The sequence below is a fragment of the Deltaproteobacteria bacterium genome (assembly GCA_020845775.1).
Lineage (GTDB): Bacteria > Bdellovibrionota_C > UBA2361 > SZUA-149 > JADLFC01 > JADLFC01.
Genome location: JADLFC010000028.1, coordinates 35877 through 60899, shown reverse-complemented (window position 1 = coordinate 60899; position 25023 = coordinate 35877). Strand labels below are relative to the sequence as shown.

General features: G+C 47.3%; 22 protein-coding genes and 1 tRNA gene. 8 read left to right on the top strand and 15 right to left on the bottom strand.

The annotated features are described in order from the left end of the window. Positions 1-7 precede the first annotated feature (7 nt). Both IT291_01905 and IT291_01900 read right to left on the bottom strand, forming a co-directional pair. Positions 8-82, bottom strand: a tRNA-Gln gene (locus IT291_01905). A 3-nt stretch (positions 83-85) separates the two neighbouring features. Beyond that, positions 86-1192, bottom strand: coding sequence for a hypothetical protein (locus IT291_01900; protein MCC6219975.1), 1107 nt, complete (start codon positions 1190-1192; stop codon positions 86-88). Positions 1193-1257: 65 nt separating this feature from the next. Here IT291_01900 and IT291_01895 point away from each other — a divergent pair, with 65 nt between their 5' ends. Further along, on the top strand, positions 1258-1575 hold the full coding sequence (locus IT291_01895; protein ID MCC6219974.1) for a hypothetical protein: 318 nt from the start codon (positions 1258-1260) through the stop codon (positions 1573-1575). 19 nt (positions 1576-1594) lie between these two features. On the opposite strand, the gene IT291_01890 is transcribed toward IT291_01895, so the two are convergent. From IT291_01890 to hslV, 5 genes are read right to left on the bottom strand one after another with little or no spacing between them, the layout of a single operon-like run. Next, positions 1595-2413 carry a 4-hydroxy-tetrahydrodipicolinate reductase gene (locus tag IT291_01890; protein ID MCC6219973.1) on the bottom strand — a complete coding sequence of 273 codons (819 nt, stop codon included), beginning with the start codon at positions 2411-2413 and terminating at the stop codon, positions 1595-1597. Then, positions 2403-3290, bottom strand: a complete 888-nt coding sequence (locus IT291_01885) for a diaminopimelate epimerase (protein MCC6219972.1) — start codon at positions 3288-3290, stop codon at positions 2403-2405. Before IT291_01885 ends, IT291_01890 begins: the two co-directional genes overlap by 11 nt. An 18-nt stretch (positions 3291-3308) precedes the next feature. Beyond that, positions 3309-3866 (bottom strand): hypothetical protein, encoded by a 558-nt coding sequence (locus tag IT291_01880; GenBank protein MCC6219971.1) that lies wholly within the window; start codon positions 3864-3866, stop codon positions 3309-3311. After that, positions 3863-5212 (bottom strand): ATP-dependent protease ATPase subunit HslU, encoded by a 1350-nt coding sequence (gene hslU / locus IT291_01875; protein MCC6219970.1) that lies wholly within the window; start codon positions 5210-5212, stop codon positions 3863-3865. Before hslU ends, IT291_01880 begins: the two co-directional genes overlap by 4 nt. Before the next feature lie 31 nt (positions 5213-5243). Beyond that, a complete protein-coding gene (gene hslV, locus IT291_01870; protein ID MCC6219969.1) occupies positions 5244-5792 on the bottom strand; it encodes an ATP-dependent protease subunit HslV in 549 nt (182 codons plus the stop codon). Between the two features lie 137 nt (positions 5793-5929). On the opposite strand from hslV, the gene IT291_01865 reads away from it, so the two are divergent. Together IT291_01865 and IT291_01860 are read left to right on the top strand one after the other, a co-directional pair. After that, the gene (locus IT291_01865; protein MCC6219968.1) at positions 5930-7282 is read left to right on the top strand and encodes an aminopeptidase P N-terminal domain-containing protein; all 1353 of its coding nucleotides are present in this window, start codon (positions 5930-5932) and stop codon (positions 7280-7282) included. A 12-nt stretch (positions 7283-7294) separates the two neighbouring features. Beyond that, positions 7295-8074, top strand: coding sequence for an SIMPL domain-containing protein (locus IT291_01860; protein ID MCC6219967.1), 780 nt, complete (start codon positions 7295-7297; stop codon positions 8072-8074). On the opposite strand, the gene IT291_01855 is transcribed toward IT291_01860, so the two are convergent. After that, positions 8046-9479: a cobyrinate a,c-diamide synthase gene (locus IT291_01855; GenBank protein ID MCC6219966.1), complete on the bottom strand. Its 1434-nt coding sequence runs from the start codon at positions 9477-9479 to the stop codon at positions 8046-8048. The genes IT291_01860 and IT291_01855 overlap by 29 nt on opposite strands. A 14-nt stretch (positions 9480-9493) precedes the next feature. After that, complete coding sequence (locus tag IT291_01850) at positions 9494-10795, bottom strand: site-specific DNA-methyltransferase (GenBank protein MCC6219965.1); 1302 nt, start codon at positions 10793-10795, stop codon at positions 9494-9496. 272 nt (positions 10796-11067) lie between these two features. Between IT291_01850 and IT291_01845 the strand changes: the two genes are divergently transcribed. Further along, entirely contained in the window at positions 11068-12687 is a 1620-nt protein-coding gene (locus tag IT291_01845; GenBank protein ID MCC6219964.1) for a DUF342 domain-containing protein, read from the top strand. Continuing rightward, positions 12684-13148: a CBS domain-containing protein gene (locus tag IT291_01840; GenBank protein MCC6219963.1), complete on the top strand. Its 465-nt coding sequence runs from the start codon at positions 12684-12686 to the stop codon at positions 13146-13148. The genes IT291_01845 and IT291_01840 overlap by 4 nt, the downstream gene beginning before the upstream one ends. 10 nt (positions 13149-13158) lie before the next feature. Here IT291_01840 and IT291_01835 read toward each other — a convergent pair whose 3' ends face one another. Together IT291_01835 and IT291_01830 are read right to left on the bottom strand one after the other, a co-directional pair. Then, positions 13159-14109: a lysophospholipid acyltransferase family protein gene (locus IT291_01835; GenBank protein ID MCC6219962.1), complete on the bottom strand. Its 951-nt coding sequence runs from the start codon at positions 14107-14109 to the stop codon at positions 13159-13161. Positions 14110-14114: 5 nt separating this feature from the next. Further along, positions 14115-15227 carry a transglycosylase SLT domain-containing protein gene (locus IT291_01830; protein MCC6219961.1) on the bottom strand — a complete coding sequence of 371 codons (1113 nt, stop codon included), beginning with the start codon at positions 15225-15227 and terminating at the stop codon, positions 14115-14117. 187 nt (positions 15228-15414) lie between these two features. Between IT291_01830 and IT291_01825 the strand changes: the two genes are divergently transcribed. Beyond that, positions 15415-15900 (top strand): Smr/MutS family protein, encoded by a 486-nt coding sequence (locus tag IT291_01825; protein MCC6219960.1) that lies wholly within the window; start codon positions 15415-15417, stop codon positions 15898-15900. A gap of 158 nt (positions 15901-16058) precedes the next feature. Beyond that, the gene (locus IT291_01820) at positions 16059-16241 is read left to right on the top strand and encodes a hypothetical protein (protein ID MCC6219959.1); all 183 of its coding nucleotides are present in this window, start codon (positions 16059-16061) and stop codon (positions 16239-16241) included. 74 nt (positions 16242-16315) lie between these two features. Here the strand turns inward: IT291_01820 and IT291_01815 are convergent, their stop codons facing one another. Beyond that, positions 16316-17794 (bottom strand): sigma-54-dependent Fis family transcriptional regulator, encoded by a 1479-nt coding sequence (locus tag IT291_01815; protein MCC6219958.1) that lies wholly within the window; start codon positions 17792-17794, stop codon positions 16316-16318. A 199-nt stretch (positions 17795-17993) separates the two neighbouring features. Here IT291_01815 and IT291_01810 point away from each other — a divergent pair, with 199 nt between their 5' ends. Then, entirely contained in the window at positions 17994-19067 is a 1074-nt protein-coding gene (locus tag IT291_01810; GenBank protein MCC6219957.1) for a hypothetical protein, read from the top strand. A gap of 22 nt (positions 19068-19089) precedes the next feature. Here IT291_01810 and IT291_01805 read toward each other — a convergent pair whose 3' ends face one another. The 3 genes from IT291_01805 to IT291_01795 are packed head-to-tail and all read right to left on the bottom strand — an operon-like array spanning position 19090 to position 25011. Next, positions 19090-22212, bottom strand: a complete 3123-nt coding sequence (locus tag IT291_01805; GenBank protein MCC6219956.1) for an efflux RND transporter permease subunit — start codon at positions 22210-22212, stop codon at positions 19090-19092. Between the two features lie 49 nt (positions 22213-22261). Next, positions 22262-23476 carry an HlyD family efflux transporter periplasmic adaptor subunit gene (locus tag IT291_01800; protein ID MCC6219955.1) on the bottom strand — a complete coding sequence of 405 codons (1215 nt, stop codon included), beginning with the start codon at positions 23474-23476 and terminating at the stop codon, positions 22262-22264. Then, a complete protein-coding gene (locus IT291_01795; GenBank protein MCC6219954.1) occupies positions 23476-25011 on the bottom strand; it encodes an efflux transporter outer membrane subunit in 1536 nt (511 codons plus the stop codon). The genes IT291_01800 and IT291_01795 overlap by 1 nt, the downstream gene beginning before the upstream one ends. Between the last annotated feature and the right edge of the window lie 12 nt (positions 25012-25023).

Below are 25023 nucleotides of genomic sequence, written 5' to 3'. Positions count from 1 at the left end.
AAAAAAATGGCTGGGCGGGGAGGGATCGAACCTCCGAATGCCGGGATCAAAACCCGGTGCCTTACCGCTTGGCGACCGCCCAATATTATTTCTCACCTTCGTTGGCAAGCCGCGGTCTTACCACTGCGACGAACCAAGCCGGACGAAGCTCTTGTATCCTGAGGCTTAGCCTCTTTGCTCGCTCCTCCTTACCTTCAAATACTGCTATCGTACTGCCGCTACCAGCTAAAAGCGGTCTATGGCCGCCTTCTTCGACAATTAGACTAAAAGCTTCTCGAATTTCGGGATATTCTTCTCGCACAATATCCTCGAAATCGTTTCCAATATGAGCTAAGAGGCTCTCGAACTGGGATTGAAATTTCCCGCCACAGATAACTGCTCCAGCTCCTCTCCGCCCACTTAGTTCTATATTGCCTTTAAGCGCAAAACCCAAACGCGCAAGTTCCTCTTCCGCCATCTGTTTAGCGCGACTCTCAAATTCCGCCAGAGAAAAGACTGGAATGTCTTTTCTTTTCTCCCGCATAAGCTCGTACGCCCGACTGGTATCAACCCCGACAAGTGGCTTCACCAGGATTACCCAAAGGTTTTCGAGCCCTCGCAGGTAGTCGGGCCACGTGGCGGGATCTAGTTTCATCACCCTGTCGCCAGTCCCGTCTACAAAACTAAGCCCCTCTCCCATCATCACTGGGACGTCCGATCCTATACGTGCGCCAACCTTATAGAGTTTTTTTAAAGAATATTCAAGCTTAAGCATCCTAGATAATAGCAAGATTAATTGAGCCGCATCGGAACTTCCGCCCCCTAGACCAGCTTGAAACGGAATATTTTTCTCTAGCTCAATATTTAGGTTAACCTGCCCATATAGCCGAACCTCCCTAAGAAACTCTTCAGCCGCCCGAACAACTATATTTTCCGACGAGTTAATAGTCTTAAGTGCCTGATTTAATTCATTATATTTTGCCGAAGCCGCGAATAAATGCTTGTGTAATTGTTCTCCTACTTTGCAAGCAAAGCTTACTCCGCTAAACGGTTCCAGGTTATTTTTCTCACGGCATCCAAGCAGCCCCAAATTAATTTGGTCATAAAGTGTTAGCGGAAGGACAAGCGAGTGAAGCAGGTGGAAACCATTCTCTGCCAGCCTTCCAACAACCCTCAGAGTAAGATTTATTTTTGCCGGCGCTACTACCTGCATATTTTTAATATTTTTTCCCAAAACAACTTTTTAGTAGGTCATAGCTGGTCTATAATGAAATTCTCATGAGCAAACGAGAATACACGGAACGCGCGAAGCTGAGCAATAAATACTTGAGCCGCAGGGGCAGCAAGTCGCTAAGGCGATATTACCCATTCGGCCATGAGCACACTTTAGTGAGCTATCGCAAAAAAAATCGCGTGGAAACTGTTTTGATGGAAATGCCTTGGGCCATCGTAATTCTTACAGCTATGATATATGCCGTTGGAATAGTTTTTTTTAAGATATTCTGGTTTGAAGTTTTTGGAAAACCACAAATCTTTGCCAAGCATAGCGTATTAGAGCGAGAACTTAAGGCAAGCCGCAATCGGAAGATTCCTTAACTATAATAATAGCTTCAGCTCAGTCGACATTCTCCAAAACATCTCGCATGGAATAGCTACCAGGCGCCTGTTTAACTAGCCATTTTGCGGCACGCACGGCCCCCCTTGCAAATATTGCCCTATTGGTAGCACGATGCGTAAGCTCCAGGCGCTCACCATTTGCAAAAAAATACGCCGTGTGCTCTCCAACGACGTCGCCACCTCTTACCGCGTGCATGCAGATTTCATTTTCCTTGCGCAGAGCCTCTTTCCCAGAACGCGAAGCAGTTATAACCGCGCTACCGCGACTAGGCTCCATAGCTCTTAGAATCTCATCGCCAAGCGTTAGCGCAGTGCCACTTGGCGCGTCCTTCTTCATCTTATGGTGAAGCTCAACTATTTCAACATCTACTCCAGAACCGAGCATTTTCACAGCTCGCCCCGCCAGCAAAAATAAAACATTCATCCCTACGCTAAAATTACTGGATAACAAAATCGGAATTGTCTTGCTAGCCTCTGTTATCGCAGCTCTCGTATCTTCACTTAACCCCGTAGTGCCAATTACAATTGGCTTGCCAAAATCCTTCGCCGCGCGAACTGCATCTCGTGTTCCGACTGGCGATGAAAAATCGATCACGACGTTGCAATCCTCACACTTTTTAAACCACTTCGTGCCGAGCGCAAGCTGCCACTGCCTTGTCCACTCCTCGATTCTTGCACTGCCCTCGGACGCTACCCCCGCAACAACAATATCGCGCGAGCCACTACTCCCATCCTCCGCCCCCACCACGACCTTGAGTATCTCCCCACCCATCTTCCCAGTTGCACCATAAAGACATATTCGCAAATCACTGCTCATTCCAAGCTTCCCTTAGAACCTGAAGATTAATCTCACCGCTAAAAACACGCGCCGCATCTCCCGTCAAATGTATGCGCTTTGCCTGAACATCCCAGCTTACCTCTAGCTCCCCTCCTAAAGTCTCCACGACAACAGTATTCGCGCACTTTCCCATATGAATAAGCGCCCCGACAGCACCACATGCGCCCGTCCCGCAAGCGAGCGTCTCGCCCACGCCGCGCTCCCAAACGCGCATCTTAATTCGACGCCGATCTACGATTTCAACAAACTCCACGTTCGTGCGCTGGGGAAAAAATTCATGTAGCTCTAACTTTGGACCCACCACACCTACAGGGTACTCCGAGACGTTCTCGGTGATAACAACACAATGCGGATTGCCCATGCCAACAGCAGTAATTCTATGCGTCTCGCCGTCTACAACAATCGGCACATCTACGTGCTCGCCCGCCTCCGCCGTAGGAACGCGCAGTCCCTCGAAAAACGGCTCGTGGAATGCTACCTTTACACGCGCGCCTCGCTGCAAAACCTGCACGGGAATGTTGCCAGCATCGGTCTCCAACTCAAACCCCCTCTCCTCATCGGCCAACAATCCGCTCTCGTAAATAAAACGCGCGGCACAGCGAATTCCATTGCCACAAATTGCCCGGCTTCCATCGGCATTAAAATAGCTCATCTTGTATTCAGCCCGGACAGAAGCATCAATCACGATTAGCCCATCGCCGCCAATCCCATAATGCCTATCGAGAATTCTTGGAATAAGCTCGTACAGCCTAGCGGGCAAGCCATAGCGACCATCCGCAACGACGAAATCGTTTCCATTTGCCTGCATTTTAACAAAACTAATGCTGCTATCATGCGCGTGATTCGGCTTAGACATAACAAAACTCCCCTCGATCTACTCAAGTCGCTCGACGATGCTCGACTCTCCTAAGAAAGTCACCCTAAGCGTCGCGGCAGATTGCCCCTCCACTCCGCGACTATTAACCGGAACTACCCTATAATCATAAACAGAGCCCGGTACTATATCCCTATCTGCAAAACTGTAAGTGATTGCCGCCTGCGACGCAGCGGGGCTAGCACTGCCTGCCTGTCTTTCTCCACTAGAAGCGAGGCCTGCGACACCAACTTCGCCAATGTCCTTAAATCTGCGCATCTTCTGGGAGTCATGAATAGCTCTCTTAATCGAAAAGAATTCGAGATTCTCGAGCACATCGCCACTAGCAGTAATCTTTGGTGCCTGCCAGCTCAGAATAACTGAATCCACCTGTCCCCTTGCAGTATAGAAACCAACTGCGCTCGGCGCAAAAGCCTCTGGCGGTTTGGGATCCCCCTTCCGCCCGCAACCGTAAACGAAAAGCAGGCTTCCTAAGACGGCTGCAAACAGCAGTAAAAGTGAAAATCGAGCCATCACGGACCTGCCCAAGCAAAACAAACTGTCTTCTCTAGTAATCATAAAATAAACCGCGAAAGGTCTACGTCCGTAACAATTTCACTCAGGCGTTGGCGCACCCGTTCTCCATCAATCCTCACCTGTCGGCCCCTGAATTCATCGGCAGAAAATAAAACATCATCTAGTAGCTTCTCTAGCAAAGTGTGCAAACGCCGCGCCCCAATATTTTCCGTTCGGGAATTGACCTCGGCAGTCAAACGCGCAATCTCGTCAATAGCATCGTCGCTAAATTCGAGCTCCACATCCTCTGTAGCTAACAAAGCGGTATATTGCTTGATCAATGCGCTCTTCGGTTCCTTTAATATTCGCACAAACTGTTCGGGCGTGAGACTTCGCAGTTCTACTCGAATGGGAAAACGCCCCTGAAACTCCGGCATCAGATCCGATGGCTTCGTAAAGTGGAATGCGCCGGACGCAATAAAGAGAACGTGATCCGTCTTTATAGAACCATACTTAGTGCTAACCGTGCACCCTTCCACTAATGGCAACAAATCTCGTTGCACACCCTCACGCGACACATCGGGCCCTTTAGTAGAGCTATGTTGCCCACAAATCTTGTCGATTTCATCAATGAATACAATGCCGTTTTGCTCCGCTCTAGCTAATGCGAGCCTAGTAACTAAATCCTCGTCAATGAGACTCTCGCTTACATCCTCCGTCAAAACTTCCCGTGCATCCTTAACGCTTAATTTTTTCTTTCCATGCTGCTTGGGCATCATGTTGGAAAAAACATCCTTAAGCTGATCCTCTAAAGCACCAAAGTTGCCATGACCAACTATTTCAAAATGCGTAGCCGAGGGTTTCACCGTCTCAACTTCCACAATTCGACTCTCCAATTTACCGGCCCGCAGCATCTCTCTAAGCTTTTCGCGAGTATTAGTCGAAGCGCGCCCCCCCTGAGCATCTAATTCGCCACGCTCAGAGTCGGGCAGCAATAAATCGAGCAATTTCTCTTCCGCTAGCTCAACTGCCTTTTCTCTCACCTTAGCCCGCTCCTCTTTGCGAACTATACTCACCGCGTTTTCAGCCAAATCGCGAATTATAGACTCTACGTCCCGCCCCACATATCCAACCTCCGTAAACTTTGAAGCCTCTACCTTTACAAAAGGCGCTTTCGTTAGCTTTGCAAGTCGTCGCGATATCTCCGTCTTCCCCACACCAGTGGGGCCAACCATAATTATGTTTTTTGGAGTGATTTCCTCCCTCATCTCCCCAGGCACGCGCAATCTCCTCCAGCGATTGCGCATAGCAATCGCCACTGCCCTCTTTGCGTCCTCCTGCGCTATCACATAGCGATCTAACTCGGCTACAATCTGCTGGGGCGTTAGCGAAGCATCGTCGGCGAGCAATTCGCTATTGTTTTCCTTTCTATCCAAATTCTCAGTCACAGCTCAATTCTTCAAATACAAAACTATCATTAGTAAAAGGGCAAAGCTCTGCCGCAATCTTTAGCGACTGCTCGACAACTTGCCGTGCATCTATTCTCTCTTGGCCATATCTTATTAAAGCCCGCGCTGCCGCCAATGCGTACGTCCCACCCGAACCAATGCCGATAACGCCGTCATCCGGCTGTATCACGTCTCCTACCCCCGAAAGCAAAAAAAGCGATGCGCCGTTGCCAACAATCATCATCGCCTCGAGCTTCCTTAGGAATCTATCCGAGCGCCAGTCCTTTGCCAATTCAACGGCCGCTCGCGGCAAATTGCCGCCGTACTCACCTAGCTTCGCCTCAAACCTCTCAAACAAGCTAAACGAATCGGCCGCAGATCCCGCAAAACCCGCAAGAACCTTGCCATTTTGCGAGCGCCTGATCTTAACAGCCGAGTGCTTCATAACGGTATTATTTACTGTAACTTGACCGTCTCCGCCAAATACAAGCCGATTATTGTGATTAACCGCTAAAATAGTCGTCGAATGAGTCTTTATCATTTCCATCGCAAATACCCCAATGCGTTTCAGCTTCCATTTATCATGCTGACGCCGAACTTTATAACCATTAAATGCCATGAAAACAACACCTAGACGGGATGCCTTTAATACACTATACCCAAACAAATGCAGGCGAAATGACATTGCATTTGGAAATAGTTTGCGACTTGTTTTATATGGATATTGAAACTCGCTTTTATCATAGAAGATCCCTACTTCAAAAGCGCATCGGTAACGGCGCAGCTATCATTCCTTCGTCTGTCGAAACGAAGAAGAGCAGAGATCAGCGGCATCATTTTCGTCAAGATTCTAACTTTTTCTATCTTACTGGCTTTTCAGAGCCAAATTCAGCCTTGTTACTTCTAGGAGGGAAGCGCGGGCCGCGGTCGGTAATATTTCTTCGAGAACGCGATCCCCTTAAGGAGCGCTATGAGGGGGAACATTTGGGTCTCACCCGCGCAAAGCGTCGCTTTAAGATAGACGAGGTTAGAAATATTGAAAATCTCGAAAATGACCTAACGGGCCTTTTAAAAGATCACGCCACACTACACTATGTGCCCGCTGTAAATCCGGAAGTTGACAGTGTCGTTTGGAGAATTTTTTGCAGGCAGTCCGATCCTAGCAGTCGTTTTCCGTATCAGCTTAAAGACCTGCGAGCAGAATTACATCAAATGCGCGCTGTAAAGGATAGTTACGAAATTAACTGCATTAAGCGCGCTATAGAGATAACGATTGACGCTTTTGTAAAACTTGCATCCGATCTGCCTTCTCTTAAGAGCGAAGCCCACGCTGCAAAACTGCTCGAACAATATTTCACCGAATTCGGAGCCTCTAGTTTAGGCTTTGACACCATCGTAGCGTCTGGCAAAAATGCCACCACTCTACATCATTCGCCTCTGCTTTCCCCGATTCTAAAGCAAAAACTGGTTTTAATAGATGCTGGAGCTGAATTTAACGGTTACTCGGCCGACATTAGCAGAACCTTCCCGGTATCTGGAAAATTTAGCACGGCTGAGAAGGAAATCTACAACTTAGTGCTTGCGGCGCTTGAAACCGCCCAGAAACGCGTTCATCCCCAAGCCACTGCAAACAGCATCCACCTAGCGGCCGTAAAGGAGATTACAAAAGGTTTAATCGATCTAAAAATCATTAAGGACAAGGACTGGCAAACAGCATTTACCGGCGAGAAATACAAGCCATACTTCATGCATAGGACTAGTCACTTTTTGGGCCTAGATGTACACGACCCGCCTCCGCCACAGCTCGACGGGAGCATTACTCATAGCGAGCCTCTTAGGCTCCAGCCGGGACACGTCATCACGGTAGAGCCAGGTCTTTATTTCGACTCGAGAGATATGAGCATACCGAGGCATTTTCGCGGTATCGGAATTCGCTTAGAAAACGATGTACTAGTTACGCCACATGGTGGAAGCGTTCTCACGTCGCGCTTGCCTGTAACGCTTTCAGATGTGGAAGAACTGTTAAAATAGCACATGGAGATTATGAAATTTAAATTTCTTTTTCACTTTCACTGGGCGTTTGCGCTGTCGCTAAGTCTTCTCTTTAGCGCCACTTGCGTTGCTCAGGAAGTTGATACAGATACGGAAGAAGACAGCAGCGTATTCAAAAAATTGTCAGAAATGAATCTAAATCTTTTTAAAGATATTTCGGCTTCGCAAACCGAAATATCTACTACGGCGGACGCCTGGATCTTGTCGCCACCCGATAGCGTTCGCATAACGTTTCTACTCGAATCTACTGGAAAAAGCGCTACGGCGACCTTTAACAACGTAAAGACCACATTCGAGGCGGTTAAAAAGGCAATTGCTTCGCCAGGTTCCATACCGCTAAACATTTTAGATCGAGGCATACAGCTTTCTAGCGCTGCGAGAAAGAGCCCTTCTATTAATAGCGGCGAACTCATGCGAGCCGAGCAGTTTATTGCGGTCGAATCGACAGACCTCACTGCAGTTAGCACGCTTATAGACAGCGCCTTGGGAGCGGGGGCTAGTTCTGTCGTCGATGTGTCTTATTTCGTGCATAAGGATGAGGCAAATATTACTGAGGCTATTAGCGTTGCCACTAACAAAGCTCGCCAGAAGGCCGAACTTATAGCCTCTTCTCTCGGAGTTAGTTTAGGCAAACTGTTATCGGCAACTGCAACGGAGGAATCGCTTGGTAGAACTCAGCGCATTCAGCAAAAGGACGGAATTGCACTAAAAACCTATGCCGATAAAGAGCTACACGTTTACGTCACTGTGCGCTATGCGGTAGGTAACTAGCGGCACGTTGAACAAATATTTCTGAGAGCTTTGGATTAGACCCCCAGTGTGCACGCACTGCTGTTGCGAGTATGTTGGGCGAAGGCGATAAACCTTCGATAGTGGAGAAATCTTCCGCCCGCTTAGTCGAAAGAAGCAAATTGCGATCGCGCAACTTAAAGCTGCCAGGCATTTCATCCCGCGTGCGGATTAGCCACTGAAAGTTGCGAATCCCCCTAAATCGCTGCCCAGTTTCTCCTATGACCGTCGTAGCTTGGCTCTCAACATCGCAATAGGCGAAGCCCGAGGCGCTCTCTTCTATCACTCTCGTCGCAGTGCCTCGTATTAGACCGACTCCTTCGTACACGCCGCCACTTGGCAATATAATGCTCTCCATTAGATAAGCCACCGCATCGCCTTCAGCAAAGACCACCCCACCGGCTTTGCCAAAAGACCTAATTTCCTTAAGAAGCGACTGATTGGAAGACAAGTCGTTAGCGTATAGGTGGACATAGCCGCCGGGTAGATATATACCGCTAATGCCGGCTGGCAACTTAGTATCAGCTATGGGCGAAAAAGATATAATTTCTGCACCTTCGCGGCGAATCAAATCAATATTGTCTTGAAATGCTAGATGAAAGGCTGCATCGTCCGCAACGGCTATTTTGCAATTCTTTGTCTTACCGTGAATCGTTGCAGCCGTTACTTGTATACTCCCGGCAGTAGCCGCAAGTTCTCTTAAAATCCCCAAATCGACGTTATCTTCTGCAAGCTCTCCCACAGCCATCACTAGACTACGAGTAAGAATACTCGGGTTCTCGCGCTGTGCTTCGCTAGCCGACATTAGCGCCGGATTGCCAAGCGGCAAATATCCAATAAATCGCACCCCTCCCAATACCTCGACAGATCTTTTTAGAATTTCTCCCTGCTCCTTGTCAGCGACCCTATTGACGATCACGCCAGCGAGTTTTGCATCCGCAGCAAAACTGTTAAAACCATCTACCACTGCACCTAAACTCTCCCTGTAGCCAGCACCATCCATAACCAAAATTATTGGCGTCTTGGTATCCATTGCAAACTCGGCCAAATTTCTATAACAAAAATCCTCGCCGTAATAGTCGAATAACGCCTTCTCGCCTTCTATTAAGACGAGTTCAGCGCCGCCACACAATCTTCCCAAGGAATTATGAATGTCCTTCCGCGACAGCATCCAGAAATCCAAACTATTGGCCAGCCTACCCGAGATGCGCCGATGATAAGTCACATCGATAAGCGATGGTCCAATTTTCCCCATCGCCACTGAAACTCCCTTTTTCTTCAGTGCAACGAGTAGACCACAAGTGACCGTAGACAAACCACTGCCGGCATGAGTTGAAGCGAGCAAGACTCGCGGAACAGCTATTTCCAATAAATTCTTGGAAGTCATAAAAAACAAAAAATTTATTTAAGCATAGTCGGCACTACCCTGCACCCACTAACAGATTTGAGACACTGAAGGACAACCAGTCGATTCGTATTACTTCCCTTTTTATTATTATCCACATTGAAGCAATTAGCTAGCTTAGTAAACTGCTGTTTATTGACTAAAACCTCCTTGACGGCAAATATTTTGTCGTTAAACGCTAAACCGCTCACGCATTCGGCAATTACGTCATCCAAATACACCACCTCACCCTTTACCACAACATCGCCACCCTCGATAACGGCATGCGCGCCAGGCTTTAGCACTCGCAAAAACTCTAGCAAGAATTCTCGCACAAACGCCTTGCAGTGCTTTAGTGACGAACTCGCGACGAGGTTTTCGCCAAACTCATTCGGATTAATATCGCAAAACCAGAACTCCAACCAATTATCGGCCAAATAGTCTACCTTATCCAAAAACGGTGGCGAAGTAACAATGAGATCCACCGAATTGTCGCCAATCTTTTCAAGTTTACGCGCGTCAGCGACTTCGCAAATCGAGGCACTACTAACTGCAAAAAAATCGCTCGAAAACCCGTCTCTCAATGCCTGTGAGGCCTTCCGAATAATGCGCGGAGCTACCGCGCGATACTCAGGCATTTGGCCACGCTTTTGGTTAATTAGTAATTGATGTGCCGAAGGAATCGAGATCTGAGGAAACGTGTAGGCGGAAAAAAAACCGCTCGAATGTCCATGCAAGCGCGATATAGCAACTAATTCGACGAAGTTACTAACCGCATCGCTGTGTTTGCGAAGAAAGCGCTTTAAGTTCACCAACTCCCTATACGTATCTGGATGATAAAATGGCGAAAACTTCTCCGGATACCCCTCTAGATCCACTGGGCGCCTAAAATCCACCTCGTTTAGACGCAGCACTATTTCGTCCAATCCAACTGGAGAGAGTTTAGCCGCAGTCATCCTAATTGCTAGCGGATTGACGTCACATGATAAACTCACTCTGCCGAGAAGCGCCGCTTGTAATGCAGTAGTTCCCCTACCACAAAAAGGATCCAAGACAACCTGTCCCTTGCGAGAGTACTGCCTTATGCAATAATCCGGAAGCTCAGGCTTATAGCTTGCCCTATAGCTCACAACATAGTGCAAGGAATGCATTTGGCGCGGCTGGCCAGCCCATAACTCCCCTACCAAACGCTTATACCCAACGCCCTGAGTGCAGTCTTCCTCCATAAGCCGCGATTTCGAAGGATTTTCTACCATATTGTGACCTATAGATGCGCCTTGCTTACCGCGTTCAAAAAAAGTCGCTCCCAAAAACTTCACATTCAAACAAAACCTAGCACATACTAGCTGATTGGCACACAAAAATAGTATTCCACTACATCTAACCTAAAGTTCCCATAAAAGAACTATATCTGTGGCTCAAGCAGCTCGAAGGCTAGCGAAATGCGATCGTTTTAGTGCACATTAACTGACAATGTCCCGAAATATCGCCTCGATAAATCACGCGTCACTCCAGTAGTTTTGATATTCAGTCGACATTATCAGTAGGTATTTGCCATTATTTCTTCATTATATGGTGCTTAACGACAGACATGAGGACGGTCAGGGAACTAGAGAATACTAACGGCGAGCTTGAGACTTTGATGGAAAAAAGCAGTGAGCACGCCACTATTCGCCTGCAAACTACGGCAGACAAGCTTGAGCTATATATTTCGATAACGCTAAGGAACCCAGACGCGCGGCATACATTTACCCGTGAAGAGCTACTGTCTATTATTTTTAGCTGTGCCGAGAAATCTCTAATCAACATTGCTTGCATAGACAAAATAGTAAATGAACTAAATTCGCAAACTAACGTTAGTGCTCGCCTAATCGCTCGCGGGCGCGCGCCAGTGCCCGGGCAAGACTCGAAGTTAATTCTATTTGTAAAAAAATTTGAGGGCTTTTCCCGTCCCGGAAAGCAGGTTGAATTTGTGGACTCTCGCTTTATTCGCGCTTTTGACAACATCGAAAAGGATAACATTATTGGCAAAATACGACCGCCTAACTCGGCCATTAACGGACTCGACGTCATCGGAGAGATGAGCGTCCCACAAAAGGGAAAGGCAACTCAACCTACCGTAGACAAGACTATAGAGCTCGTTGCAGAGGACGCAGACGGCGCTGAGACGATGCTAATTGCAAAAGAAAGGGGCTACCTCACGTCTGACAGCAGCGGCCGCCTCTCTATTAGTCCACATCTAGCTATAGAGGGAAATGTCGATTTTAAGACTGGCGACCTAGATTTTATTGGCTCGATTGAAATCACCGGAGACGTAGCAAACGGCTTTAAAGTTGTAGCCGGTGGCAACATCTCAGTGGCGGGGAACATAAATAACGGCATGCTAGTTAGCCGAAACGGATCGATTGCCATTCAAGGATGCGTAACTGGCTCAGAAACCCGCTCTCTTAGCGCAGCAAAGCAACTCAAGGCCCGTCGCGAAACAAAAGGAGAATCGCGTCTACTCGACATCTATAGCGCCGGAAATTTAAGCGCATCCATAGTGGCTGGCGCAAATATTTTTGCTCAAGGAGACATAATCATAAAGACGGAGTTAAGAGAAAGCATTGCGCGAACTCAATGCGCCCTAAGAATTCCACAAGGACACATACTAGGTGGCGAAATATTTGCGATTTGCGGCATAGAAGCCGGAACGATAGGCTCAGCCGGCGGCAGCAACACCACCATAAATCTAGTAGGCGATCCAAAATCCTCAATTGAATATCGACAACTAGAAAGCCAAATCGAATACTTCAAGAACGCCGAAAATCTAATTCAACTCTACCTTGCTCCTTACGTTGCCGCACTGCAAAAAAATATCAGGCTCGCACAGTCGCAAAAAGCATACATCGAAACCATGATTCGTTCGCTCACAGCTGTTACCAAACGAATAGACGAACTTCAAGAAAAGCAAAAGGCTCTAACAGAGTCATCTCAAGTACAGAGATCCTTCAAAGTTAGCTTCCATAAGACACTGTACGCGGGAACGCAAATAGTGGCAAATAGAAAAATATTTGCTCCCGACAGCAATATTGATGGGCCAAAGACCGTGGAATATCGCCCCAACGAGCGCGACTTTATCGTAAGAGATTTCTCTAAAATTGATTGCAGCGCCAAGGAGAGCGGCAAAGAACTTGGTCAACAGAATAAGAACTTGGAGAAAAAAGCATGATAGACTTTTCACTTGCCAACATAGGTTTATTAGATAACCGCTTTCTCGCTAAAAGCATCGGCCTGTTAAAGCCCCACAACCCCATTACTGTTGAGGAAAACTCCTCTATAGAACACGCGATTCAGTTACTTCAACAAAACAAAGTAGGATGCGTAATTGTAACCGATCGGCCTGGCAAGATAGTGGGTATCGTTACCGAACGCGACGTAGTAATAAAGGTCGCCTTAGCTAAAATAGATCTTTCGAGGACGCAAGTTACAACAATAATGACAAAAGCGCCTCATACTGAGTTCATGACTACCTCCATGGCGCATGCGGTAAGTCTAATGTCTCGTGGTGGTTTTAGACACTTGCCTATAGTAGACGAAGAAAATTACCCCATCGGCATAATATCCGTAAAAGATTTAATAGACTTTATCGTTGGCGAGACGCTGCGCGAGTTAGAAAAGATAGGTACTTAATACAATACTACTAGCTATAGAGATTTTCTTTTTCCCCATGAGGTCTGGTTTTCCAGCGCCTATGGACCCAAAACCACTGTTCCGGATGCTGTCTAATGACGTCTTCTAAAGCTTGGTTCATTTCTCGGGTAAAGGACATTATTTTTTCCGAGGAGTTTCCGCTAAGTTCTCTTGGATTCTTGAGCTCGCGCAATATAACCTCGAATCGTTCAGGCACAATCTCGACCGCTACCGCTAAGACGACTCTAGCTCCAGTGCGAAGCGCAGCCGTGCCGATTGCCTTTGTAGTCGCTGCGCGCAAGCCAAAAAAATCTACAAACGTCGCATGATTGCGCTTTACGTTCTGATCACACAGCACTACAACATCCCGTCCACCATTAAGCCGCGAGACTATTTCTCTGTAACCACCCTTCCGGCTAAATACATCGTTGCCAAATATGCTACGCCGCTCGTTACACCAGCTATCCAATCTCGGAAGATCGAAACCACGCGCCAAAATTGATATTGGCCTAACGAGAAGCGCGTGCATCTGAACAAAAAGTTCAAAACATCCATAATGCGCAGTGGCAACTAAAATTCCCGTCTTGCTGCAATCTTCCTCGCACACTTCGGAGCTCCTGCGCCAAAACTCGCGCACCTCGCCATAATCAACCTTTTCCTCCGCCGCCCTGCGCGTAAGCCTGGGCATCCGTGCAAAAGCGTAAAGATTGCGAGCCAACACTTCGAGCGACCTGCGATAAATATCATTGCCTTCCTCGCTGGAGCACTCCGGAAAAGCAATTTTTAGATTTCTTAAGGCTACCCTCCTCGAACGTGGCATTGCGAGCACCAAACCGTGGACGCAAATGCGCGCAATACACATGCCCAAAAATTCTGGTGTCACCTCCATTGCCAAGACTAAAAGGCGAACAATCGAGAGCGCGGCAAGGTCTAGCGCACCTTTTAAAATCGCACTTCGCATTTGAGCTATCCAGCAGCTAGCTTATTTTTCACGGAAAACCTAGACCGAATTGAATCTAATAACTCATAAAAAGTTCTCCATACGCTCTCTAAAAAAGTTGGAACTTGCTCGGCCGAGTTAAACTCCTTTTCCAAGGCGATATGAGCGCGAAACAAGAATGGCATTCCGCCCAAAACTACACTTTTAACTTCTGCCGCCGGATTTGAAGAATTAGGCCCGTCGTGATGCAAGTAGTAACTAAACTCAAAAGTGCGAGCTAGTTTTTCAATACCTCGAAGATTTGCAACGCGGCTTTCTACACCCCTTTGGTAATTGTCGCGGTAGTGCGCAATGCCTGCCTGAGCATTTATCCAAGGATTCATACATTGCTCCTGGCTTAAACCATACAAGGCAGCAGTTCCCTTAACAAACTGAAATAGGCCGCAGGCCGAAGTAGTAGGAGCCCGTGCCATTGGATTAAACCCCGACTCCACCTCGGCTATGGCTAAGAGCACAGCTTGATCTGTCAATGACAATCCACCGCGACGAGCGTAATAAAGAATAGCGCGAATTGCTTCGCGCTGGGCCCATGGAGGCGCACCTACGCCGAGGAATTCATCACTGCCCTTTCCGCTTAGCTCTGGCGAAACGAATTCACGCCTATAACTCGAAGCGCGAATCAATTCATCGACGGTAACATCAGGGATTTGACTTAGTAGTAACTGCTCACGGAATCGCTCCCCTGTTAGAGCAAGAAGTCCGAAAACAAAAACTATAAAAACATTAAACACCGCATGACTTGGATGATGTCGTATATACCGCCATATGATGCTCGCGCACCAACTAAGTGAGCACCAAGTGGCCGCAAGCAGAACGCAAACTAAGTTAGCTATTGTAGTATGCAAACCAGGAAGTGGCGGCAATGGAGCTTTACTCACTCGCACAGCGGAAGTCTGTATATCGCTATGATGCGACGCTACCCGTTCGACAATCTCTTCAAAAGAAGCGTCGTGAACGATTAGGGCATTAGACTGAAACGGTTCGCTCAAAATGCTATTATCAGTGGCCGCCAAATTACCCTCAGCGAACGGAGCGCTAATACTAATTAACTTGGCAGAAGTGCTAAATCTTTTCGACAAATCTCAGCTCCCGCTAGGCGTTTGTTGTTTTTCTAAAACTAGAGAGTATTCGATTTCCTTAAACCCTTTACAAAAAGTAAGTTAAATATTTTACCTTTTGTAAATGCTATAAACCCCCACATACAAGCCATGTCAATAACAACTATAACATTTGCATTTATCGCTTGAAGCACTATTATACTAAATAATGAAAAAGCCAAGTTCCAATGCTACTAGTCGCAAATTTGCTCCAGGCGAAATAGTTTTCTGTCCCGAGTTGCGATTAAACCTAGAGATACTAGAGGGCCCAAACGCTAAAGGAGAGTATTTGTCGTTAAAGGGAAGCGTCCGCCTGTGGATAAGCAGTGGCCGCTTGCAGGCAACCGAGGCTCCTAAGAAAAAAGCTAGAAAACAAAAAAGCAACAGCGTTCCGCTCGTTAATCGCCATAAGGACTCGCAGGACAAGATGCTTAGGCTCGACATGCATGGGTTTACAGTTAGTCAAGCAGTCGAGCAGTTGGAAATGGCTCTCGATAAGGCACTGCATAGAGATTTTAGAGGTTTAGAGGTAATACACGGAATTGGAAGCGGCGCTTTGCGCGAAGCTGTACATAAATATTTAAGCAGCTCGCGCCATGTTAGCAATTTTAGGCTATTGGAACAAAATCCAGGAACGACTATGGTGTATCTGTGAATATTCTAGCGTTAAACATGTCATAATTCCGCTCGACTTTTTATAGCTTGGCGATTGACTTGGCTAGGTTATTTGTGCATTCTTGTGTCGTTGTTATTTCTGTAAAAGAAAATTTCGTTAACCTTAAACATTGGAGTGGCAGATGTATGGAGGAGAGGATGCAGTATCCGAAATGCCAAAAGTGTACTAGTGGGGTATTGCTTCCGTTGTCCGATTATGGACAGGAGGGAGCAGCAGTAATGTATAAAGCCTGGGCATGCATAAACCCTGAGTGCGGGTTTTCTATTCGCATAGATAAGGGTGAAGTAACATACGGTCGAAAGATACAAGATAAGCAGTAGGCAGTAAGCGGTTATCTTGGGTATTTGCGAGGCGCTTAGGCGCAAGCGGTTTTTTTTTGCCGAAACAGGCTGGCTTAGTCGCTTTGCGGAGCTTTATCGCTTAGGCCTAGCTTGTCCATTTTGTATTTTAGGATGCGACGGCTGATTCCTAGAAGTTCGGCTGCGCGCGTTTGCACGTAGTTAGTTTTCTCTAGTGCTTTTTCAATAAGTTCTTTTTCGAAGGCTCTTTCTGCTTCCTCAAACGGCGTAATTCCGTCCAGGACATTTTGTCTCAAATCGCCGCCTGCTTTGCGCACTGCACCGCGAATGCGTGGTGGAAGTTCGGCAGGTGAAATTTCGCTAGTTGTAGTTAGCGCCAGGATGCTTTCCGTCACGTTTTCTAGTTCGCGCACGTTTCCTGGCCAGGAATACGCCATTAAGACATTCATCGTTTCGTCGAGGATTTTAGGAGCACGCCCACTGTAGAGCGAAGAAAAGCGTTTTAGAAAGAAATCGACTAAATGCGGAATATCCTCCAAGCGTTCGCGCAATGGGGGAACTTCGAGCGACACTACATTTATTCGATAGTAAAGGTCTTGCCTAAACCTTCCTTCTTGAATCGCCACCTCGAGACTTCGGTTTGTTGCGGCCACAATGCGAACATCTACTTTAATAGGCTTTGAGCAACCTATGCGATAGAATTCTTGATCCTGCAAAAACCGCAGCATCTTTACCTGAACTGGCAGACTTAATTCGCCGATTTCATCCAAAAATAAGGTGCCGTTAGTTGCGAGTTCAAAATGCCCTATTCGCTTTTCGATAGCATGCGTAAATGAACCTTTTTCGTGCCCGAAAAGTTCCGATTCTATTAGCGTCTCTGGAATCGCCGCACAGTTAAGAGGAATAAATGGCCCCGATGCTCGGCGACTTCTTTTGTGAATTTCTCTTGCCACCAACTCCTTTCCAGTGCCAGATTCGCCAGTCACGAGCACGGTGGTATCGCGTTCGGCAACTTGATTGATTTTTTGATACAGCTCGCAAATCACCGGGTGACGACCTACCATGCAGCCAAAATCACCGGGTAGATTCGGAAGATCAGCCCGACCACTTAGCTCTAGCGCCGACGTCTTGTGCAGATTCTTCAAATTGTTAACTTGAACGAGTGTGCGATCGATAAGACTAAGTAACTCTTCGATCTCAAAAGGCTTGTTGAGGTAGTCCACTGCGCCAATCTTCATTGCCGCGACGGCTGTTTTTACAGTTTTATTCGCCGTCAACATTATAACTGGCATGGCTGGGTAGTCCGCCTTAATCTCTTCTAGCAGCTTTAACCCGTCGCATCCCGGCATTACGACATCGAGCAACACGAGATCCGGCAAGGGAAGCCTAGCCTGATTACCCTCCGATTTACTGGAACGATCCACTAATTGAGAGCGTAGTATTTCTAATGCAACACTTCCCGATTCTGCAACGTCAACTTCATATTCTCTATTTAGGATTAACCTTAGCGATTCGCGCACATTAGATTCGTCGTCTACGACTAAGACTCGCTTGCGTTCTGTGACTTCAGTCATAAAAAGAACTAACCCCGCCCTTCAGGTATGTTTTCGTGACAAACTATCATAAGGCACTTTGAAACTAGCATTAAGATGCTCTCGTTAAGAAAACGACGTTTGTATTTGAGCAATTTGCCAAACCCTAGGCCTTTATGTATTGCTTAGAATGCGCAGATAATTTAAGTCCCTTGAAATCATTGAGGAATTTCTTAAAACAGTGTTGAAACTACCGTCATTTTCCGCATCGACTACCTTAGGCTACATGCTTCGTTGGGAGTTATTGCTTGCGTTCTTCCCGCCAGCAGTTTTTGGGCAAACAGCGATAAGTGCCGAACAATCGCCTGTAGTGGCTTCGCCGGCAACTGTAACGTCCTTTGTCGGTTACGACTTAGATATGGAGTCGTTTCGGCCAGAACTCGAAGAAGTAGTAGCCTTGGTCAGGGAATCGAGCAAGCTCGTTAAGGAGGGCAATTTGGAAGGGGCCAAGACATTGCTGCTAAAAGCTAAGGCGAGCTGTGAGGCGATGTTTAAAACTATCGGCAGAGGTAGCCATGACGAGCTCTATTTTCTTCTTGGCATGGTAAATGAATATCTTGGCGACAGCAAAGCAGCCATCGAAAACTTTGAGAGCTCTTTGAGGCTTAAGGCTAACAACCCAGTTGCCATATTTAAACATGCAACACTACTGAAAACCTCGCGCCGCTATAACGAGGCAATCTCTGAATTCCTCGAGGTAACCTGGCGGGCTGATTTTGCTAAACACGAGCCATATTTTTTAATGGCTGAGTGCCAAAAGGAGCTCGGGCAACACGACGCGGCCTTAGCTAGCCTAGAGAAATCATTAGCAGCAAACCCGTCTTACGTTCCCGCTCTCAGTCTTTTGATAAAAACTCGCAGCGAGAAGTTAGCAACCACTAACGACCCACAGCAAAAGGCGGATCTAGAAGGAAAAATCCTTCTAGACTTAAAAACCCTCGTAAGCATTGACCCAAGCAATCGAGAAAACGTAACTAAATATGTCCGCGCAACACTAAACCGCAGCGACCCTTTTTTCGATCGCCAATCGCTGCAATCAGCAGAATCGCTCGTAAGAGCGATAGTTGAGGCGTCAAGTTATAAAGACTCATCAATGGTCAAACTGCTATTCGATGCGCAGCTTAAGCAGCGAAATCTCGATAATGCCGAGAGGACTTTAAAATTAGGCCTAGAACAAGCCCCAAAATCTTCAATCTTACTAAACGCAACAAAACAGCTAGACTTAGAGAAAAACGCGCTTCTTAGCGATAGGTAGCATCACTAACTAGTGCAACGAACTACTTAACTGCGCTACCTCTGTCTAGCACTACATAAAACGCTGGCACGACTAATAATGTAACGAACGTGCCGAAGACGACGCCAAATCCAAGGCTTATGGCCATTGGAACTAAGAACTGCGCCTGAAAACTTGTCTCAAAAATGAGCGGCACCAGGCCAAAAAACGTCGTCAAAGAAGTGAGGATGATGGGTTTAAACCTCCTACAGGCACTAGTAATCAGTGCCTCAGAAAGCCCCATTCCCTCGCGTCTTAGGGAGTTAACAAAATCGATCAATACCAACGAATCATTCACAACTACCCCCGCGAGAGCAACGAACCCGCACATGCTGAGCAAGCTAATATCATGGCCCAATATGAAATGAGCCAACACAGCTCCTGCAAAGGCAAATGGAATTGCAAACATTACTACCAACGGCTGCATGTAATGCCTAAACACTATGGCTAGCTGTGCATAGATTAAGGCTAGCGCAAAGACAAAGCCCCTTAACAAGCTGGCATTAGATTCTCGCCTGTCTTGCTCAGTCCCAGACAAACTTGAACTTAGGCCGGGATAATCGAGCATTAGGTCTTTAAGCACGCCAGATTGAAGCACTGAGATAATCTGATCGGGATTTGCCATCGAATAATCGACCAACGCCGAAACGTTTACTATTCGCTTGCGGTTTGAGCGTCGAATTTCGCTATACCCCTCAGACTCGCTAACTTGGACGACCTCTACGAGAGGGACCTCCGCCCCATCAGATAGCCGTATCCGCATATTCTCAAGCGAGCTCAACCTGTCCCGCTCCTCCTTGGAATAACGCACCATGACTTTGAGTTCGTTCCGTCCACGTTGTATGCGCAAAGCCTCTGCGCCGAAATATCCAGCGCGCACCTGCTTGGCTAGCTCCGCCTCGGTTAACCCGAGCATTCTTCCTCGAGGAAGTAGTTTAAACTTCAGCTCCCGCGTACCTAAGGCAAAGTTATCCCGTGCATCCCTAACTCCCGCAAATTGTCGCAAAGCACCTAAAAGCCTCTCGCTAGCCTGCCGAAGGATAGAAAGGTCCTCGTGCTCAAGCCGAATATCTATGTCGTCCTCCGGATTTGCAAAATCAGAAGAAAACACGAGAGATTTAACTCCAGGAATTTCCCCCACCCGCTCCCTCCAATTCTTAGCAAAATCACTAGCTCGAAAATGCCGATTATCGCTAGAGGCTAAAAAGGCTGTCACACCCGCTATGTGCCCACCACTGCGCAAGAAACCCCCACCATGTGGCCCAACCTCCTGACTTTTTCCGACAGTCGCGAAGATATTTCTCAATGACTTATACCCATCAATAGCCAGGTCGTCGAACTCACTAGCCACTATTAATGCGCTGTCCTGAATGCGCTTAACGACCCCACTCGTATTTGCGGCAGTTGTTCCTACCGGCATCTCCACGCTTACGCTCACTATCTCGCCATCGCTGGGAGGAAGATTAATAAACTTAACCAAACCACCAAAGAGAAGTCCAAAGGAAAAAAGGAGAAATGAAGCGGCAATACTTAGCGTGAATACTCGGTTCTGCACCGCTTTACTAGCGATGGGCTTAAAAACATTCTCGACAAAAATATCTACCTTGCGACCAAACTCCTGCCGACTCCTTTCTATTCTACCCAAAGAACTTCCTCCAAGCGCCAAATGAGCAGAATGCGCTAGGTGAGACGGCAAAATAAAAAAACATTCGAACAACGAAATGCTAAGGACGGTTATTACAATTGCCGGAATGACCCAAACAAACTTTCCCATTGTGCCGGAAATAAACAACATTGGGAAAAAAGCGCTTATAGTAGTTAAGGTAGAAAACGCTACCGGCATAGCAACCTCTATCACCCCATCCACAGCACTATCTGTTAGCGACTTGCCCGATAAGCGATGCTCGTAAATATTTTCACCTACTACAATAGCGTCATCTACAACTATTCCTAGACACAAAATAAATGCAAACAGCGAAACCATATTAATGCTAATATCCAAGCCCGGTAGAAAAAGCATTGTGCCTAAAAACGATACCGGAATGCCCATTGTAACCCAGAAGGCGAGCTTCAGCTCTAAAAATAGGCCCAACACTACAAACACTAACACAAGCCCTATATAGGCATTTTTTAGTAGTAGTTCTAAGCGAGATTTAAGCAACTCAGATCTGTCATCCCAAATGCCTATATCGATATTTCCAGAAAGCCCGTGGCGCTTTTTCGCGACATAATCTCGAACTATTTCAGATATCTCGATCGGAGCTTGCTCGCCAACGCGAAACACTCTAAGCATTGCAGCGGGCTTGCCGTCAAAAAATCCCCTTTCGTCAACATCCTCAAATTCATCCAGCACTTTCGCAATATCGCCAAGTCTTACCTCTGCGCCAGCAGGCGTCGATACTACGCGAATAGATTCGTAATCAGCACCGTAGTCGCGCTTATCCCTAGTCCTTAGCAAGATTTCTCCGCCCGCTTCTTTGACGACGCCAGCAGGCAAATCGACATACCCCTGCCTAATGCGTTCGGCGATTGTATCTAGACTAAGTCGATATTTGCGCAGATTTTCCTCGGTGATTTCGACTGATATTTCATAGGGGGCGACACCCGAGAGCTCGATCTGAGTAATTTCCGGGTATTCCAATAAATCGTCTCGAATTGATTCTGCCATTTCGCGCAGCGATTTTTGCGACGCCTCGCCAAATACTGCAATAGACAACACCTCGTGCCGGGGCACAACCTTTGAGACTTTTGGCTCCTCAGCCTCCTTCGGAAACGTGCGAATACCGTCTACCTCTGACTTTATATCCTGAACCACCGCATCGACATTCGAGGATGACAATAGCTCAGCGGTAACTAACCCAGCACCTTCATACGCTATACAACTCGTCTCCTTAATGCCCTCTATACCTGAGATGGCCTCTTCGACTGGAAGACAAATCCCCTGCTCGACTTCCTCCGGCCCAGCACCTGAATAAGGAACTGCAATGTTTACGAGGTCAAGTTGAAACTCAGGAAAAATTTCCTGCTTGATAGACGGAGCAAATAGCAAGCCTCCAAATAGCAACACAGCCATGGCGATATTTGCCGCCACGCTGTTTTTTGCCATCCACCGCATTGCACTAAACACTGTCGGGCTCCTCTCTTGAAGTTTAAGGCACGAACTGCCTGCTCGCCATTTACGAGCTCGGTTCTCTAACTCTAAGTCTTAATCCAGAAGAGGCGCCAGCAATATTGGTGATTACTACGCGGTCGCCCTCTTCTAAACCGCTGCTAATGACGACCTCATCGTCCATAAAACGCGCTACTTCTACGCGCCGCTCATCTAGCACATTTTCGCCGTTTACCACCCATGTCGTGGAACCCTGCCGCAAGGCAAGGCGCGGAATGACAAATACGCCATTTAACATGCCAACATCGGATATAACCACTTGCACGAAACTTCCCATGAGCAGAGCGGAATTGCGTCGGCCATTTGCAGTAGGACTAAGTGAGTACGGCTCATCCACTTCCACTACAGCCTGAACCATTCGCGTTCTCGAATCCACTTCGCCCAAAAACCGCCGCATCCTGCCATTCCATGAGAGCACATTCGACCCAACACTCATATAAACTCTTGCCGGCAGGTTAAGCTCTTGGCTTTCCTTTCTAGCCGCACTAATCCAGCGAGCTTCGTCTGCAAGAATTGAAACGACAATTTTAGCGACGTCAGTTCCATAAACCTCAGCAGCGACGTCGCCCGACTTAATATATTGACCAACATCGACCCGCTTGGAGATAACGATGCAATTAAACGGTGCAAAAACAGTAGTGCGCTGAAAGGCAAGTTCCGCCTGTGATAACCTTGCTCTCGCCGCGAGTAATTTGCCCTCGGCATTTTTTAACTGCGGTCCAAAAAGTGCCAGCGCACTGGGTTCTGCCATATCGACAACTCCATCCGCAATGCTTGAAGATTGGGCCGTGGCGCCTTTCATGACTTTCCACTCCAGCCCAGCAATTTGCGCTCTTGCCTTGATAGTTTCAAGCTGCTCTTCGGCAGACAACACATCGGAACGTCTCACCTCGACTTCGTTACTGTAATCTCTATCGTCGATTCTAAATATTGGCGTATCCTTTTTAATAAAACCGCCTTCGACAAAAGCATCGTTTATCGAAATTACCCGTCCGTTAATTTCGGTCGACACATTCACGCGCTGTTTAGGCTCTACTGTCCCCGTGGCGCTTATCTCGATTGGCACATCGCTTTTACGTGCAGCTACCGTATCCACTAAGACGCCTAAATTTTCTTGCGGTAGCTCGGTCGGACGCTGCCGAAAAACCCAAAACAACAAGAGTGACAAGATGCCGAATCCTAGCGCCATGACAGGCTTCTTGTTTTGTCTTGACACCATCATTAATTCCTCGACTCACTAACTCGTTCGACAGAATTTTGCATTGGCGCTCCCACTCCAAGTGTTCGGGCCACTTGAACGTAAAGCGAGAGTAGCCGCCTACGAGCTACCAGCAACTCAGTTTGGGTGTTATAATAACTAATTCTAGCCACTAGCACAGCGAGAAGGTCGCTTAGACCTTGAAGGTAATCTCGTGTGGACACGCTAAGAGTGTTTCTTACGGCAAGTTCTTTATCCCTTATTAGCTGAATGCGGCGTTTTTCTGCCTCAACCTCTGTTAGGGCGATCTCTACTTCCTTAAATGCAACGAGCACAGTTCTAAGGAAACTCGTGCTCACTTCATCTAATACTGCCTTTTCTAGTTCTTCGCGCGCCTTTTTTCTTCCCCCATCGATAATAGTTAACCCTAACTCCACTGCAAGGTTCCACACTAGGTTTTCTGGTCGAAACACCTCGTCAATATTCGCTCCAACGTATGCTCCAGACGCGCGTAACAATACATTGGGAAACCTGCTTGCAACCACCGCGCTTAACTTAGCATGTTGAGCGCGCAATCTATACAATGCTGCCAATACATCCGGTCGCGAAAGCACGTAGGTAGCAGGGATTGTTTCGGGCAAAACGCAATCAAACTCTGGCAATCTCGTTTTTTCACATTCTAGCGATTCGCCGCTGAATTCGCCTAGTAGTATATTTAAGGATTGCTTAGCTCGTGCGAGCTCTATGTCCAGCTGGGGTTGGCGTGCTAAATTGGTCGATAGATTTTGTCGTGCTTGGAAGACGTCTAACGCGCCTGCGAGACCAGCCACATAGCGCGCACTTATGAGTTCGTACAAGCGCCTGTCGGACTGCAAATTTTCATCGATTAGTTTTAGCTGTCCACAGGCCTGAGCTATGGCAAAGTATGTATCGGCCACATCGGCGATAATGCTAAGTTTTGCAAAATTATAGTCCTCTTTAGCAGCGTGCATCTCTGACTTACTTGCTTCCTTGCTATGCCAAACGCGCCCCCAAATATCGACCTCATAAGAGGCTGGTATCGAAAGCTGAAAATCGCTATTAATTGGCTTGACGGAAAATCCGCTTGTTTGTTTTGGCAAAAAGCGAAGGTTAAGACGCGAGCGATCAGCACTGGCCGAGATCGATAACTCGGGCCACAAATCCGCCCTCGCGACTTTATACCTGGCATCTTGCTGAAGGAATCGTGCGTAGCTTTGCTTAAGCTCTAGGTTACCATTTACAACCCGATTAACTAGCGAGTTGAGGCGATTGTCTCCAAAATCCTCCCACCATTTCTCCCCCAACACCCTACTTAAGTCGCCCAGATTTTCGGCATCGGCAGCAGTGCCGTCTGTTACGCCAAATTTAATGGGAATTTTCTTTGGACTTAATTCTGCCACAGCGGCCGCCGGGCTTTCGGGCATCGCATTGCCATAGAGCCACGCGCAGCCATTTAAGAGAGCGAAGGGTGCTGTATATAAAACTATTAGCGAGCGCGCCACCCATTGCCTAAAAAAACACTTTGCCAAGTAGGCCAAATAATAAATACC